The 15023-nt window shown below is 71.2% G+C and carries 14 protein-coding genes and 1 pseudogene; 4 read left to right on the top strand and 11 right to left on the bottom strand.

The annotated features are described in order from the left end of the window. Window positions 1-115 precede the first annotated feature (115 nt). A complete protein-coding gene (locus ABZ794_RS30020; protein ID WP_357518728.1) occupies window positions 116-2968 on the top strand; it encodes an aconitate hydratase in 2853 nt (950 codons plus the stop codon). A 311-nt stretch (window positions 2969-3279) separates the two neighbouring features. Here ABZ794_RS30020 and ABZ794_RS30015 read toward each other — a convergent pair whose 3' ends face one another. Continuing rightward, window positions 3280-3477: a hypothetical protein gene (locus ABZ794_RS30015; protein WP_357518726.1), complete on the bottom strand. Its 198-nt coding sequence runs from the start codon at window positions 3475-3477 to the stop codon at window positions 3280-3282. An 80-nt stretch (window positions 3478-3557) separates the two neighbouring features. Between ABZ794_RS30015 and ABZ794_RS30010 the strand changes: the two genes are divergently transcribed. Beyond that, window positions 3558-4325 carry a DUF5753 domain-containing protein gene (locus ABZ794_RS30010; RefSeq protein WP_238688188.1) on the top strand — a complete coding sequence of 256 codons (768 nt, stop codon included), beginning with the start codon at window positions 3558-3560 and terminating at the stop codon, window positions 4323-4325. Further along, the gene (locus ABZ794_RS30005) at window positions 4316-4504 is read left to right on the top strand and encodes a DUF397 domain-containing protein (RefSeq protein WP_091403772.1); all 189 of its coding nucleotides are present in this window, start codon (window positions 4316-4318) and stop codon (window positions 4502-4504) included. Before ABZ794_RS30010 ends, ABZ794_RS30005 begins: the two co-directional genes overlap by 10 nt. An 11-nt stretch (window positions 4505-4515) precedes the next feature. Here the strand turns inward: ABZ794_RS30005 and ABZ794_RS30000 are convergent, their stop codons facing one another. The 10 genes and pseudogenes from ABZ794_RS30000 to ABZ794_RS29955 all read right to left on the bottom strand — a co-directional run bounded on the left by ABZ794_RS30000 (window position 4516) and on the right by ABZ794_RS29955 (window position 14228). Beyond that, window positions 4516-4944, bottom strand: a complete 429-nt coding sequence (locus ABZ794_RS30000; RefSeq protein ID WP_357518723.1) for a hypothetical protein — start codon at window positions 4942-4944, stop codon at window positions 4516-4518. A 37-nt stretch (window positions 4945-4981) separates the two neighbouring features. After that, window positions 4982-5656: pseudogene (locus ABZ794_RS29995) on the bottom strand (sigma-70 family RNA polymerase sigma factor); the annotation flags it as partial. A 125-nt stretch (window positions 5657-5781) separates the two neighbouring features. After that, window positions 5782-6117 (bottom strand): YciI family protein, encoded by a 336-nt coding sequence (locus ABZ794_RS29990; RefSeq protein WP_210787214.1) that lies wholly within the window; start codon window positions 6115-6117, stop codon window positions 5782-5784. A gap of 85 nt (window positions 6118-6202) precedes the next feature. After that, window positions 6203-6814: an ATP/GTP-binding protein gene (locus ABZ794_RS29985; protein WP_112588672.1), complete on the bottom strand. Its 612-nt coding sequence runs from the start codon at window positions 6812-6814 to the stop codon at window positions 6203-6205. Further along, on the bottom strand, window positions 6795-7181 hold the full coding sequence (locus ABZ794_RS29980) for a DUF742 domain-containing protein (RefSeq protein WP_203125011.1): 387 nt from the start codon (window positions 7179-7181) through the stop codon (window positions 6795-6797). Before ABZ794_RS29980 ends, ABZ794_RS29985 begins: the two co-directional genes overlap by 20 nt. Before the next feature lie 5 nt (window positions 7182-7186). Further along, entirely contained in the window at window positions 7187-7609 is a 423-nt protein-coding gene (locus tag ABZ794_RS29975; RefSeq protein WP_091403761.1) for a roadblock/LC7 domain-containing protein, read from the bottom strand. Between the two features lie 91 nt (window positions 7610-7700). Continuing rightward, window positions 7701-10259 carry a nitrate- and nitrite sensing domain-containing protein gene (locus ABZ794_RS29970; protein ID WP_238688185.1) on the bottom strand — a complete coding sequence of 853 codons (2559 nt, stop codon included), beginning with the start codon at window positions 10257-10259 and terminating at the stop codon, window positions 7701-7703. A gap of 123 nt (window positions 10260-10382) precedes the next feature. After that, a complete protein-coding gene (locus ABZ794_RS29965; protein WP_357518720.1) occupies window positions 10383-11984 on the bottom strand; it encodes a prenyltransferase/squalene oxidase repeat-containing protein in 1602 nt (533 codons plus the stop codon). Further along, window positions 11977-12894: a terpene synthase family protein gene (locus tag ABZ794_RS29960; protein ID WP_238688183.1), complete on the bottom strand. Its 918-nt coding sequence runs from the start codon at window positions 12892-12894 to the stop codon at window positions 11977-11979. The genes ABZ794_RS29965 and ABZ794_RS29960 overlap by 8 nt, the downstream gene beginning before the upstream one ends. Continuing rightward, a complete protein-coding gene (locus ABZ794_RS29955) occupies window positions 12891-14228 on the bottom strand; it encodes a cytochrome P450 (RefSeq protein ID WP_238688434.1) in 1338 nt (445 codons plus the stop codon). Before ABZ794_RS29955 ends, ABZ794_RS29960 begins: the two co-directional genes overlap by 4 nt. A 445-nt stretch (window positions 14229-14673) precedes the next feature. On the opposite strand from ABZ794_RS29955, the gene ABZ794_RS29950 reads away from it, so the two are divergent. Then, window positions 14674-14922 carry a DUF2630 family protein gene (locus ABZ794_RS29950; protein WP_238688182.1) on the top strand — a complete coding sequence of 83 codons (249 nt, stop codon included), beginning with the start codon at window positions 14674-14676 and terminating at the stop codon, window positions 14920-14922. The last annotated feature ends 101 nt before the right edge of the window (window positions 14923-15023 follow it).

Below are 15023 nucleotides of genomic sequence, written 5' to 3'. Positions count from 1 at the left end.
AGCAAGACGGACGTACGGTTTTGTTGGAAGCGGAATCGGGCGGTAAGTGTCACCTAACCTCGGCGGCACCCCGACCGGTGCGACAGACTGCTCAGGACTACTCACGGTCGCTGGTGTGAAGGAGTACGACGTGGCGAGCCTCGACACCTTCGGTGCGAAGACCCAGCTACGCGTCGGAGACGCGAGCTACGAGATTTTCAAGATCGACAAGGTGGACGGCCACGCGCGGTTGCCGTACAGCCTGAAGATCCTGCTGGAGAACCTGCTGCGGACAGAGGACGGCGCGAACATCACCGCCGACCACATCCGCCAGCTCGGCGGGTGGGACTCCACCGCCGCCCCGAGCGTGGAGATCCAGTTCACCCCGGCGCGGGTCCTGATGCAGGACTTCACCGGCGTGCCCTGCGTGGTCGACCTGGCCACCATGCGCGAGGCAGTGCGTGACCTGGGCGGCGACGCCAGCAAGGTCAACCCCCTCGCCCCGGCCGAGTTGGTCATCGACCACTCGGTCATCGCCGACCTGTTCGGCCGCGAGGACGCGTTCGCCCGCAACGTCGAGCTGGAGTACGAGCGCAACAAGGAGCGCTACCAGTTCCTGCGCTGGGGTCAGTCCGCGTTCAACGAGTTCAAGGTCGTCCCGCCGGGCACCGGCATCGTGCACCAGGTCAACATCGAGTACCTGGCCCGCACCATCATGGAGCGGGGCGGCCAGGCGTACCCGGACACGGTGGTCGGCACCGACTCGCACACCACCATGGTCAACGGCCTGGGCGTGCTGGGCTGGGGCGTCGGCGGCATCGAGGCCGAGGCCGCGATGCTCGGCCAGCCGGTCAGCATGCTGATCCCCCGGGTGGTGGGCTTCAAGCTCTCCGGTGAGATGCCGGCCGGCACGACCGCCACCGACCTGGTGCTGACCATCACCGAGATGCTGCGCAAGCACGGTGTGGTCGGCAAGTTCGTCGAGTTCTACGGCCCCGGCGTGGGCGCCGTGCCGCTGGCCAACCGGGCCACCATCGGCAACATGTCCCCGGAGTACGGCTCCACCGTGGCGATCTTCCCGATCGACGCGGAGACGATCCGCTACCTGGAGCTGACCGGCCGCGACGCGGCGCAGGTCGCGCTCGTCGAGGCGTACGCCAAGGAGCAGGGCCTCTGGCACGACCCGGACGCCGAGCCGGACTACTCCGAGCGCCTGGAGCTGGACCTCGGCTCCATCGAGCCGTCGCTCGCCGGCCCGAAGCGCCCGCAGGACCGGGTGCCGCTGGGTGCCGCGAAGACGTTGTTCCGCTCCGCGTTGACCGACTACGTGGCCGACGACTCCGTCGGTGAGCGCGACCTCAAGCCGGGTGTCCCCCGCGAGGAGCTGCCGCGTGGCGCCAACGGCCCGGCCGACGAGGCCAGCGCCGAGTCCTTCCCGGCCAGCGACCCGCCGGCCAACGAGTTCAGCGACCCGGCCGACGAGCCTCGTGACCTGGAGACCGCTGCGGTCGGCGCGGGTGGCCGGGCCAGCAACCCGGTTCGGGTCACCGGCGCGGACGGCGTCGAGTACGAGCTGGACCACGGCGCCGTGGTGATCGCCGCGATCACCTCCTGCACCAACACGTCCAACCCGCAGGTGATGATCGGTGCCGCGCTGCTGGCCCGCAACGCCGTGGAGAAGGGCCTGACCCGCAAGCCGTGGGTGAAGACCACCCTGGCGCCCGGGTCGAAGGTCGTCATGGACTACTACGAGCGGGCCGGCCTCACCCCGTACCTGAACAAGCTCGGCTTCAACCTGGTCGGCTACGGCTGCACCACCTGCATCGGCAACTCGGGCCCGCTGCCCGAGGAGGTGTCCGCCGCGGTCAACGAGCACGACCTGTCGGTGGTCTCGGTGCTCTCCGGCAACCGGAACTTCGAGGGCCGGATCAACCCGGACGTCAAGATGAACTACCTGGCGTCGCCGCCGCTGGTGGTCGCCTACGCCCTGGCCGGCACCATGGACATCGACCTGGCCAACGAGCCGATCGGTGAGGACACCGAGGGCAACCCGGTCTACCTGCGCGAGATCTGGCCGAACAGCGCCGAGATCCAGGACGTCATCGCCCAGGCGATCGGCGCCACCGGTTTCAGCGCCGCGTACGCCGACGTCTTCGCCGGCGACGAGCGGTGGCAGTCGCTGCCGACCCCGACCGGCGACACCTTCGCCTGGGAGAACGACTCCACCTACGTGCGCAAGCCCCCGTACTTCGAGGGCATGCAGCAGGAGCCGAGCCCGGTCGTCGACATCTCCGCTGCCCGGGTGCTGGCCAAGCTGGGTGACTCGGTGACCACCGACCACATCTCGCCGGCCGGCGCGATCAAGGCGGACTCCCCGGCCGGCTCGTACCTGGCCGAGCACGGCGTGCCGCGCCACGAGTTCAACTCGTACGGTTCCCGCCGGGGTAACCACGAGGTGATGATCCGGGGCACCTTCGCCAACATCCGGCTGCGCAACCAGCTGGTGCCCGGGGTGGAGGGCGGCTTCACCGTCAACCACCTCACCGGCGAGCAGACCTCGATCTACGACGCCTCGGTGGCCTACCAGGAGGCCGGCATCCCGCTGGTCGTGCTGGCGGGCAAGGAGTACGGCTCGGGCTCGTCGCGGGACTGGGCGGCCAAGGGCACGATGCTGCTGGGCGTCCGGGCGGTCATCGCCGAGTCGTACGAGCGGATCCACCGCTCGAACCTGATCGGGATGGGCGTGCTGCCGCTGCAGTTCCCGGTGGACGTCACCGCCGAGTCGCTCGGCCTGACCGGCACCGAGACGTTCACCATCACCGGGGTGACCGCCCTGAACGACGGTGAGACCCCGCGCACCGTGCAGGTCAGCACCGACACCGGCGTGGAGTTCGACGCCGTGGTGCGGATCGACACCCCCGGTGAGGCGGACTACTACCGGCACGGCGGCATCCTGCAGTACGTGCTGCGCCGCATGATCGCCAACTGACGTACCGACGTCCGGCGAAAGGGCCGCTTTCCGCGCTTGCGGGGGGCGGCCCTTTCGTTTCTCCTCGCTCTCGACTCAGCAGTGGCCTCCATCGGCCCGGTCGTGGCGCCGGGCCGCACGGGTTGTCGCCGCCTTCGGTGGTCAGCCGGGCCCGCCGCCCGGTTCAGGTGCGTCCTTTGCTCTGCACCCGCCCGCGCACCACGAACGGCCCGTAACTGGCGCGTGGGCGGGTGCAGAGCAAAGGACACGAGGAGCACCTGCACCGCCGGGCCGGATGGTGCGAGGGGCGGGTCAGCAGCGCAGGCCCCAGCTCAGCGCAGCCGCAGTGCGACCGCCCGTGCTTCCTCGTCGGTGAGGGGCAGGAACCAGAGGAAACGGCGGACGATGGCGACCGGGTCGGGTCTGCCGGGCTGGCCGCGCAGGTCGCGGATCGCCCGGCGGGTGATCCGGGAGAACTCGGGGATCAGTGTCGCGCGACGGGCCGCGTCCGTCGGGGTCGCTCGCAGCACCGGGCAGGGCCAGTCCCTACCGATCACACCGCGTAGAAGTATTTCCTTCCGACGTCTGGAACGTTCTGGAGGGTCTGGAGATGAATCGAGCCGTACAGGCGGCGATGGCCGAGAGGGGCCACACAGCGGACAGTCTCGCTGCGCAGATTGGTGTCGATCCGAAGACGGCCGCCAAGTGGGCGAGCACGGGACGAATTCCGCAGACGCGTCACCGCGCGCGGGTCGCCGAGCTGCTCGGCCGGAACGTCGACGAGCTGTGGCCGGACGCGCTGAAGCGCCGGACGCCGGCCTGGTTCCGGCCCTGGGCCGAGATCGAGCGCGAGGCACTGTCGCTGCGGTCGTTTCAGCTCGCGTGGATACCGGGTCTCCTTCAGACCAAGGCGTACGCGCTGGCGACGCTTGTCGGTGAGGCGCTGACACCGGCCGAGGCCGACGACCTCGCCGAGGCGCGGCTGAGCCGGCAGGCCATCCTGCGCCGGGAACGCCCGCCGCTGCTCGTCGCGGTCCTCGACGAGGGAGTCCTGCGGCGCACCCTCGACGGCGACCGGGCCATGATGCGGGAGCAGTGCGAGCGGCTGGCCGAGCAGGCCGCGCTGCCGAACGTGTCGCTGTTCGTCGTACCCGCCGACGTCGGCATGTATCCAGGCCTCGGTGGCCCGTTCACAGTGGCAGAGATGCCGGACGGGGCGCGGGTCGCACACGTCGACAGCCAGGCGCAGGCGCAACTCATCGACAAGGTTGCCGACGTTGCTACATTCGACCGACGGTGGGAACGCATTCGCGACGGCGCCCTGTCGCGGGCGCAGTCCCTCAATCTCATCAGGGAAGCGGCAGCATCATGGACCTGACCGGCGCTCGGTGGCGCAAGAGCAGCAAGAGTGGCAACAACGGCGGCGACTGCGTCGAGGTGGCCGACAACCTCGCGGGTGTCATCGGCGTACGTGACTCGAAGGACCCGGCCGGTCCGGCGCTCGCCTTCGACCCGGCGGCCTGGGCCCGGTTCCTGGTGTTGGCCAAGCGCGGCTGACCCCCACTGCCCTACCGGGCGAGTTCGTCGGCCCGGTCGAGCAGCGCACGACGCTCGGCGGTTGAGCCCACAGCTGCCGCCGCCTCCCGGAAGAGTCCTGCCGCACGCCGCCGGTCGCCCTGCCGGGCCACCAGGTCGGCCTGCACCGCCACGGCGAGCGGATAGCCGTCCAGCCCGCCGCCGGCGCGCGCCGAGTCGAGCAGAACCAACCCGGCAGCCGGCCCGTACGCGTAGCCGTGCGCGACCGCGCGGTTGAGCGCGATCACCGGCGAGGGGCGGAGGTCGGCGAGCGCGTCGTAGGCTCCCGCGATCGTCGACCAGTCGGTGTCGTCGGCCGAGGCCGCGGTGGCGTGACAGGCGGCGATCCTGGCCTGCCACGCGTACGGCCCGTCGTGGCGTACCCGATCGAGGGGCGACCAGGGCCTCGGCGATGGCGGCACGGTCCCACCTGTCGCGGTCCTGCCGCTCCAGGGTGAGCAGGTTGCCGTCGGCGTCGCGGCGGGCGTCCCGACGGGAGTGTTGGAACAGGCACAGCGCCAGCAACGCCGCGACCTCGGACTGGTCGGGCATCAGCCGGTCGAGCAGTCGGACCAGCCGGACCGCCTCGTCGGCGAAAGCCGGCTCGCCGTCGGCGACATAGCCCCGGGTGAACAGCAGGTACAGCACGGCGAGGACGCCGGGCAGCCGCTCGGTCAGCGCCGGCCCGCTCGGCACCCGGTACGGGATGCCGGCCTGGGTGATGCGGGTGCGCGCCCGGGTCAACCGGCGGGTCATCGTCGACTCGCTGACCAGCAGCAGGCGCGCGATGTCGGCGGTCGGCACACCGCAGACCGTTCGCAGCGTCAACGCCACCCGGGCCTCGATCGCGAGCGCCGGATGGCAGCAGGTGAAGATGAGACGCAGCCGGTCGTCCACCACGTCCTGCCCCGCCTCGGGCTCGGGCTGCGCCTCGTCTGGCGTGAGCAACGCCAGGTCGTGCAGCTTGCGCCGCTCCACTGTGGCCCGACGCAGCACGTCGATCGCCCGGTTGCGCGCCACCGTCATGAGCCAGCCGCCCGGGTTGGCCGGCACACCGTCGGTGGGCCAACGCTCCAGCGCGACGGTCAACGACTCCTGGGCGCAGTCCTCGGCCAACGCCCAGTCCCCGGTCACCCGGATCAGGGTCGCGACGATCCGGGGGTACGCCTCGACGCTGGCGGCCGCGACGGCCTCCGCCGCCGCCGCGCCGGCCGGTGCCGGGTTGCGCACCGGCCGGCGCTGCGGGGTGGACAACCTCGTCAGTCGGACAGGTCCGCGAACGGACGCAGTTCCAGTCGTCCTACGCGGGCCATCGGGTGGGTGCGGGCCACCTCGATCGCCTCGTCCAGGTCGGCGCAGTCGAGCAGGTCGAAGCCCACGATCACCTCGGCGGTCTCCGCGAACGGCCCCTCGGACACGAGCAGCTCACCGTCGCGAACACGGACGGTGGTGGCCGCGCTGGGCGACGCGAAGACGTTGCCGGTCAGGCGGCGGCCCCGAGAGTCGTTCTCCGCCACCCACTTCTCGATGTCGGGTAGCTCGGTGGGGTCGGTGTCCGGCTCGGTGTCGCTGCAAACGAACATCATGTACTTCATCTGGTCGCTCCCTGGTTTCTCGGGGTGTCGCCAGCATGACGATCGGCGGGCGGCGTTCCGGACACCCTCCCCCGAAAAACTCTGGTCAGTCTCCGCTGGCGGCGCGGCGGCGGGCCTCGCGGGTCTTCATGGCGTGCTCCATCAGCGTGACGAGCACCTCCTTGCTGGACTCACGCTGCCGGGCGTCGCAGAGCAGGACCGGCACACCCGGGTCCAGGTTCAGCGCGGCCTGCACCTCGTCGAGTCGGTACTTCCGGGCGTCCTGGAAGCAGTTCACCGCCACCACGAAGGGTGTGCCCCGACCCTCGAAGTAGTCGATCGAGGGGAAGCAGTCGGCGAGCCGGCGGGTGTCGGCCAGCACCACAGCGCCGATCGCCCCCAACGCCAGCTCGTCCCAGACGAACCAGAACCGGTCCTGCCCCGGCGTGCCGAACAGGTACAGCACCAGGTCGTCGCTGATGGTGATCCGGCCGAAGTCCATGGCCACGGTGGTGGTGGTCTTGCCCTCCACCCCGGACAGGTCGTCGATGCCGACCCCCGTCTCCGTCAGCACCTCCTCGGTGCGCAACGGCCGGGTTTCGCTGACCGCGCCAACCATTGTCGTCTTGCCCACGCCGAAGCCGCCCGCGACCAGGATCTTGATCGCGGTGGGCAGTGGCGTCGCTCCCGCCGGCCGGTCAGAGTGCCCGTAGTCCATTGATTACCGCCTCGAAGATGCTGTTGTCGGGAAGACCGGCCGTGGTCTGCGGCTCGCGGACCTGCACCAGGCTGCGGGCCGCCAGATCACCGAGGAGCACCCGGATGGTGCCCACCGGCAGGTCGAGATGGGCGGCGATCTCGGCGACGGACTGTATGCGTTGGCACAGCCCGACGATCGCCAAATGCTCGGGACCGAGACCGACCTCGGGCGTGACCTCGGCTCGGGTGGCCGTGACCAGGGAGATCAGGTCGAATGTGCCGGTGACCGGGCGGGCCCGACCACGCGTCATCGCGTACGGACGCACCACCGGACCCGCGTGGTCATCCACCCACTGATGGTCTGCGGACTCCCCCTGGACCGTCATCGCCGCTACCTCTCGCCGACCTGCTGATCGGTGCCGCGCGACGGCGACGCGACGTACTTGCCGACGCGGGTGACCAGCATCGCCATCTCGTAGGCGATCAGGCCGACGTCGGCGTCCTCGCTGGCGAGTACGGCCAGGCAGGCGTTGCGGCCGGCCGCGGTGACGAACAGGAACGACGACTGCATCTCGATGATGGTCTGCTGCACCTGCCCACCACCGAAGCGCTTGCCGGCGCCTCGGGCGAGGCTCTGGATGCCGGCCGCCATCGCTGCGAGGTGCTCGCCGTCGTCCCGGCTCAACCCCTGGGAGGAGGCCATCAAGAGGCCGTCGGTGGAGAGCGCGACCGCGTGTTCGGCCTGCTTCACCCGGCCCACCAGGTCATCCAGCAACCACGTCAGGTCGGCGCTCGAAGCCGTCTTCTGGGTCACTTCGTCGTCCTCTTCTCGCCCGGCTGTGCGCCGTTGTTCGTCTGGGGCTCGACCGTCACACCGCGCGGCAACCCGCGTCGTCGGTGCTCGGTCAGGTCGCTTGTGGATCCTCGTCGGTCGGCTCGGACGGCGTCGCCGCCGGGGCGCCGGAGGCGCCGCCGAGCAGCCGAGCCGCGTCGGTCCGCCCACGCCGGGTGCCGGTCTGGTAGGAGCTCATCATCCGGCGAACCTGCTCCGGTGGGCGCACCACATCCTCGTCGTCGGTTTCGGACACCGCCGGGTCGTCTCGCAACTCGGGAACGATGTTCGCCTGTCGGACCCGGACGGGCAGGCCGGAGTCGGTCCGCTCCGCCTCGGCGCGGGCGGGCGCCGGGCCACCGTCGCCGGCCGGGGCCGGCTCTCCGTCGGGGGTCTCCGGGCGGGTGCGGTCGACGGCGGGCAGGCCGGTGGGCACGGTCGGGGCTTCCAGGGCTGGTTGAGCCGGCCCGCGCCGGGCGCGGGTGGGCAGGTCGGGGGTGCCGGTTGCCGGGGTGGTCCGCTGTCGGGTGGGGAGAACGGTGTCCGCCTCGGCCTCCTCGTCCGTCGCCGGCGCTGTGGTGTCGGCCGGCATCGGCGCCACCGAGGTCACCGCCGCCTCCGAAGCGGTGGTCGTCGGTGTGGCGAGCGCGACCGGTGTGAGGGTCGCCGGCCGGCCGCTGTCCTTCGCGGGCGCCGACGGCATCGCGATGGCCGAGCCGGTCCGGAACGAGCCGGAGTCCTCCGGGGAGGCGCCGGCCTCGGTGACCAGCTCCAGCGGGATCAGCACGACCGCTGTGGTGCCGCCGTACGCGGATTCCTTGAGCCGTACCCGCACGCCGTGCCGTTCGGTCAGCCGGCTCACCACGTAGAGCCCGAGGCGGGCGGCGTTGGCGAGGTTCAACTCGGACTGGTCGACGATCCGGTGGTTCGCCGCGGCCAGGTCCTCCTCGCTCATGCCGAGGCCCCGGTCCTCGATCTCGATGGCGAACCCGTTGGAGACCAGTTGGCCGCGGACCTCGACTGTCGTGTGTGGCGGGGAGAACGAAAGGCCGTTCTCGATCAGCTCGGCGAGCAGGTGGATGACGTCGCCGACCGCGCGGCCGGCGAGCGAGACCGGCCCGAGCGGAAGCACGTTGACCCGGGTGTAGTCCTCCACCTCGGCCACGGCGCCGCGTACCACGTCGACCACCGGGACGTTGCGCCGCCAGGCCCGACCGGGGGTGGAGCCGGAGAGCACGATCAGGTTTTCCGCGTTGCGCCGCATCCGGGTGGCCAGGTGGTCGACCCGGAACAGGTCCTCCAGTTCTTCCGCGTCGTGCTCGCGGCGCTCCATCGCGTCGAGCAGGGTGAGCTGGCGGTGGACGAGTGCCTGCGTGCGTCGGGCCAGGCTCAGGAAGACCTCGCGGACGTTGCGACGCAGGTCGGCCTGCTCGACTGCGGTGCGCAGCGCGGTCTCCTGGACCGCGTTGAACGCCTTGCCGACCTGGCCGATCTCGTCGGTGCCGAACTCCAGCGGGGGTGCCTCGGTGGCGACATCGACCTCCTCGCCTCGGCCGAGCCGCTCAACCACGCGGGGCAGCCGTTCGTCGGCGAGCTGCCAGGCGGCCTGCCGCAGCCGCTCGAGCTGGCGCAGGAGGGTCCGGGCCGTGGTGATGGAGACGACGACCGAGGCGATGACGGCGAGCAGGCCGAGGCCGGTGGCGAGCACCAGCCGGACGACGACCATCACGGCGACGCCGGTGGCCCGGTCCACGATGCCCTCACCGCCGGCGGTCACGACGTCGTTCACCTCGGCCAGCGCCGGCTCGACAGTGCCCCGCCACTGCTCGGCACCGACCGGCAGCTGGGTCGACGGCCGGCCCTCGCGGATGATGCTGTCCTGCACGGCGCGCAGCCGGGTGAACGCCTCACCCTCGACGAGCTGTTGGTAACGGCGCTGGTCGGCGTCGGCGAGCCGGACCCGGGTCTCCTCACCGAGGAACCGCTCCGAGCCCACCAGCGCGACGTAGCGGGCGTATTCGGCGCCGCTCATCCGACCGTTGCCGAAGAGGCCGCTGAGCAGCGCGTCCTCCTGGGAGATCAGCTCCTTCATCCGGTTGAGCTGGATCAGGGCAGCGGCCTCGCCGGCGATCTGCTTGTCGTCCAGGCTGCCCGTCACGTCGTAGATCTGGAAGATCGACTCGATAGTGTCGGTGTACGCCTCGGCGGCGGCGATCCGGTCGATCTTGCGGTCCAGCACTTCCGCGCGGGTCCGCTCCAACCCGTTGACCTGGGCGATCGTCATACCGAGCTGCGTGTCCAGTGCGGAGCTGCCGGCGACGTCGACCTGCCAGTTGCGCACCGAGGCGGCGAAGTCGGCGGCCAACTGCGCGGTCTTGCGCTGCTCGGCCTCGAGCGCCGTCCGCTGCGCGGCCTCGGGGTTGCTCAGGTACGCCTGGGTCAATCGCCGCTCCACCTGGAGCTCCTGCAAGAGCGGCTCGCTCGGCGTGTAGACCTTGCTGTTGAGCAACTGGACACCGAGCAGGTTGAACCCGTCACGCAGGGTCACCCACGCCGCGAACATCCAGAGCGCGACCAGGGAGAGCAGCAGGGCGACAACCTTGGTGCGGATACTCGTACCGCGAGAACGCATTGAACCGTCCCAGGCTGGGCGTTGACTCAGCTCATCAACGAATGATCAGAGGGGGCGACGTCCCACCACAGCGGGGCATCCGGGCTGAGGCTCTGCGTACGCTAGCAGTGTCCACACAACCCCTCAAGTTGCTGTTTTTGTTGACTGGTAACCGCAATCCACCACCGATCGGTCCACGCCCGAGGCACGAACGCCGGCCAGTCGGCAGGCGGCGAGCACAGTGGCGCGAACGATGACGGTCGGACAGTACAGCTCCTTGCCGTACCACAGTGGAGGGTGCTCCCGGTCGGCGGATTCGTGCAGGTAGGCGTGCCCACGCGCCACGGCGTCGTCGACCCGTGGCACCGTCGTCGGCACCGTCAGCAGCACCTGGAGGGCGTACGCGGTCTCCTCGGCGGTGCCGTCCCACCGCCCCCACGAACCGTCCGCGCGCTGGCTGCTCAGCACCCAACCGGCCGCCCGATCCACCGCCTCGGCGGCGGCCGCGCCCCGCCCGAACTCGGCCAGTGCCAGCACGCAGCAGGCGGTGGCGTAGTACGGCGAGGCGTGCCACCGGTCCTGCCAGGCGCCGTCAGCGCGCTGATGCCCGGTCAGCACCGCGCTCAGCCGGTCGACCGCCCGGTGATAGCGCCCGTCCGCGTCCGGGTGCCGGGTCAGGTGCTGACCGAAGGCGTCCAGCACGTGGGCGTTTGTGGTGACCGAGAAGCCGTCCTCCCCCGGCCAGGTGCAGAAACCGTCAGTCGTCTCGTACGCCCACAGGCTGGCCGGGTCCGCAGGACGGTCGAGCCGGGCCAACGCGTCGAGGGACACCGATGTGGTGTCGGCGTCGGTCGGCAGTCCGTCGCCGGTGGCGATTGCCTGGCCGGTGGTGGCAGCGGTCAGGCTCTCCAGGACGGAGGCCGGCGGGTTGACAGCGATCCCGGCGCGACGCAGGCCGCTCAGCACCCAGGCCCGCTCGAAGACGGTGATCGGTGCCGGGCAGGGCACCGGGCCGCCTCCGTCGCGGATCAACGCCAGCAGGAAGGCGTGCGCGGTGGGGCCGGCGGCCGGGCCGGCCGCGGTCAGCCAGGCCGCGGTCGCGGCGGGTGAGGCGCCCACCGCGGTGAGCGTGGGGCCGGCGTCGGTGGGTGTCGCGTCCAGGATCTCGTAGAAGTGGGCCAGCTTCGGTGGCAGCGTCGCTCCGGCGGCCACAGCGGACCGCACCGCGCGCAGCCGGTCCCGCTTGAGCCCGGTGGGCAGCGGCAACGGCGGGCGGGGCAGTTGGGCGGCGGTGGCCCGCTCCAGCCCGGCGAGCCGGTCGTTGATCGTGTCGACCAGCGCCGGAACGATGAGGTCCAGCGCGGGGGTGTCCGGCAGAGTCCGGGCGTCGGTGGGGAGCAGCGTGCCGACGAGCGCGCCGAGCCCACGGGCCACCGGGGCGAGCAGTTCCGTCCCGGCCCTGCCGTCGGCCAGTGCCGCGAGCAGCGCGTCGGTGGCGCTCAGCGTCGGCACCAGGGCGTACCCCTCGGGTGGGCCCCACGCCCCGTCCGGGCGCTGACTGCGCAGCAGGAACGCGATCCGCTGGTGGTGCCCGGTCAGCCAGGGCGCGACGGCGACCAGCCGCCCGGTCTCGTACACCGACGCGGCGACCTGCCCCCACGGCCGCAGACCAAGGCCGGCGATCAACTCGCGGGCGGCCTCGGCGACCGGGTCGGCGGCGAGCACCCGGGTGGCGCGCTCACTCATCGCGCGCCCCCCAGAAGTCCGACAGTTGGTAGAAGCCGCCGGTGAAGGAGATCTGCCGGTTGAGGTAGTCCGCCTGGCGGGGGCACCGCTCGGCGAGGGCGGCCAAGTCCCCGCGGGACCGGGCGGTCAGCTCGGCCAACCGGTCGTGCACCTGCGCCGGGTCGTCGACCAGCGAGAGGGCGTTCAGGTCACCCCACTCGGCGTCGCGCTTCTGCGTGGCGAGGTCGTTGACCAGCCGCAGCACCCGCTGCACGCCACGTCCGGCGTCCAGCAGGTCGGTCAACTGGGCGAGGGTCTTCTCGTCGCCGGTGGCTATCCAGTGGGTGACGTTGACAAAGGAACAGGCGAGGTTGTCGGCGTTGTCCAGGTAGCGGTTCAGGTCCGGCAGGCGCCGGCCGGTGGTCGGGTCGGTCGGCAGGTGCTTCCAGTCCCACTCCCGCGCCACGGCGGCGAGCATCCGGGCCAGCTCGTCGCGCCAGATCGGGCGCAGCCGGGCGAACGCCGGCACGGTGGCCAGTTCGTCGCGCAGGTCGGCCAGCAGCCGGGCCAGGTGTCGCCCCGGTGGGGGCACCGCGCCGTCGGCCACCGCCAGGCAGTCGTTCACCACGTGCCGGACGTCGTCCACGGACCGGGCGAGGTAGTCGACCTGCCAGTCGGCCGCGAAGACCCAGAGCAGGGTACGCGTGGTGATCCGCAGTTCCGCGGCGGTGTGCCACGGCGCGGTGAAGGCGATGGCGGTGGCCACCGAGCTGAGCATCGCCGGGTCGAACGGCGCGGCGTCGAACAGCTCCGGGTGAGCGGCGGTGACGTCCTGGAGGTCGCGTACGCCCCGCACGGCGAGCGCACACACCCGGCCCTGTTCGGCGACCGCGTCCTGACCGGCTCGCGCCGGTCGCGGGGTCTCCGTCACGATGCGACCGGGCGCTCGACCGGGGTGAGGATGACCTCGGCCCGCTGCTTGGGTTGCAGCGAGGCGCCCATCCGAGGGGTGAGGTCGACCGGTTCGCGCAGCCGGAAGCGGTAGCGGCTCAGCACGGTGCTGACGATGAGCTGTGCCTCCAGCAGGAACAGGTACTGCCCGAGGCACTGGTGCGGGCCTCCGCCGAACGGGAAGTAGGAGTAGCGGTAGCGGCGCCGGGGCAGCTCCGGCGCGAACCGCTCCGGGTCGAAGAGCGCCGGGTCGGTCCAGAACGTCGACATCCGCTGGGTGACGTACGGGCTGACCAGCACGGTGCCGCCGGCCTTGATCCGCACCCCGCCCAACACGTCGTCGCCGACCGCGGTGCGCGGGATCATCCAGCCGGCCGGGTAGAGCCGCAGCATCTCGTCGAGCACCATCCGGCCGTAGCGCAGTTGGGGCAGGTGCTCGCGGCCGACCCGTTCGACGCCGACCACCCGTTCGATCTCGTCGGTCATCCGCTCGGCCACGTCGGGCCGGGACGCCAGGACCGGCCAGAGCCAGGAGAGCAGGGCGATGGTGGTCTCGGTGGCGGTGGAGAACATCGCGACCACGTCGCCGCGGATCGCGTACTCGTCGGGTTCGCTGCCGTCGGCGCGCGGCCGGCAGAGCGTGGAGATGATGTCGTCGCCGTCGGTGGGATGGGCCCGGGCCTCCCGGATGATCGGCAGCACCACCTCGTCGATGGCGCGTACCGCGTCGCGGAAGCGCCGGTCGCCGGGCATCGGCACCCCGTACGGCACGGCGGGCATCAGCAGCCGGGGGAGCATCGCGGTGGTGACGGTGTCCAGCGCGGCGCTGACCCGCAGGGCATCGGAGACCGAGATCCGGTCGGCGAAAAGCACCCGCATTGTGGTGCGCAGGACGATCCGGGTCAGCTCGGCGCCGCCGTCGATCGGGCGACCGGCGAGGGCCGGTTCGAGCCACTCGTCGACCGCCTCGTTGATCGCCTCGGCCATCTTGTCGACGAGCGTCTCGGCCCGCTTGGCGGTGAACAACGGTTGCAGCGCGCCTCGGCTGGACTCCCAGATCTCACCCTCGGCGACCAGGATGGCGTCACCCACGATTCGACGCACGGGTCGCCAGAGCAACCCGTCGCCGTCCCGGGTGTAGTTGGCAACGTTGTCCCGCAGGACGCGTTGCAGGTGCTCAGGATGGCTGACCAGATAGGGGCGGAACGAGCCGAGGTTGAGCCGGATGACGTCGCCGTCGGCGTCCTGCGCGAAGTCGACGAGCGCGCCCAGCGGATCGCGGACCAGTGCCGGCAGAGCGCGTCGTAACGGGATTGTCCGGGGCTCGGTGCTGACGGTGGCGGGGCGTGCCTCGGACACCTGTGACATCGAACCACATCTCCTCGTCGTCCCGCCGACCGCAGCGGTCCACTTCGGTCGGGCAGGTTGATGAAACTTTCACCTTCTGGGCCGACGGAAGCATCTCACCAAACGAGGGGCACCTCCAGACTTGCGGACGACGCAATTTCCATCTAAGCGCACGCACACTCATCGATGTTTTCACCGCACGCAGATCCTGAGTGGATATTCAGGAACGACACCAGGCCGGGTGCGCCGACGACCACGCGCGCTGGACGAAGCGGCCGCGTGCCGCCGATCTGACCGCCGCATCGGCACCGGACGGGCGGCCCCGGGTTGGCCGGTGCGGGTCGGTGACATGGGACGCACCGGTACCCCCGAATCCGGGCGATGCCCGGCACCCTGTGCCAGGCTCTGTGACATGGACGACAAGACCATCCTGAACCGGATCTCCGAGCTGGTCGACGAGGAACACAGGCTGCGTGCCGACGCCCAGGCCCACGAGTCGGGCACCGAGGGCGAGACCAGCGAACGACTGCGCGCACTGGAGGAGTCCCTCGACCAGTGCTGGGACCTGCTGCGCCGCCGACGGGCCGCCCGGGAGACCCACGGCGATCCGGACGCCCAGGGCGAACGCCCCAAGCCCGAGGTGGAGCGCTACCTGCAATAGCCGACGTGGCGGGGGGGGGGGGGGGGGGGCCCCCCCCCCCCCCCGCACACGCTGCCCCCCAACGGAGCCCTCGAAGAGGGGAAACAGACCGGGGGCACAAT

This window comes from Micromonospora sp. NPDC047187 (genome assembly GCF_040643355.1).
In the GTDB taxonomy this organism is placed as follows: Bacteria; Actinomycetota; Actinomycetes; order Mycobacteriales; family Micromonosporaceae; genus Micromonospora; species Micromonospora salmantinae.
This window is presented reverse-complemented; position numbering and strand designations above follow the sequence as displayed.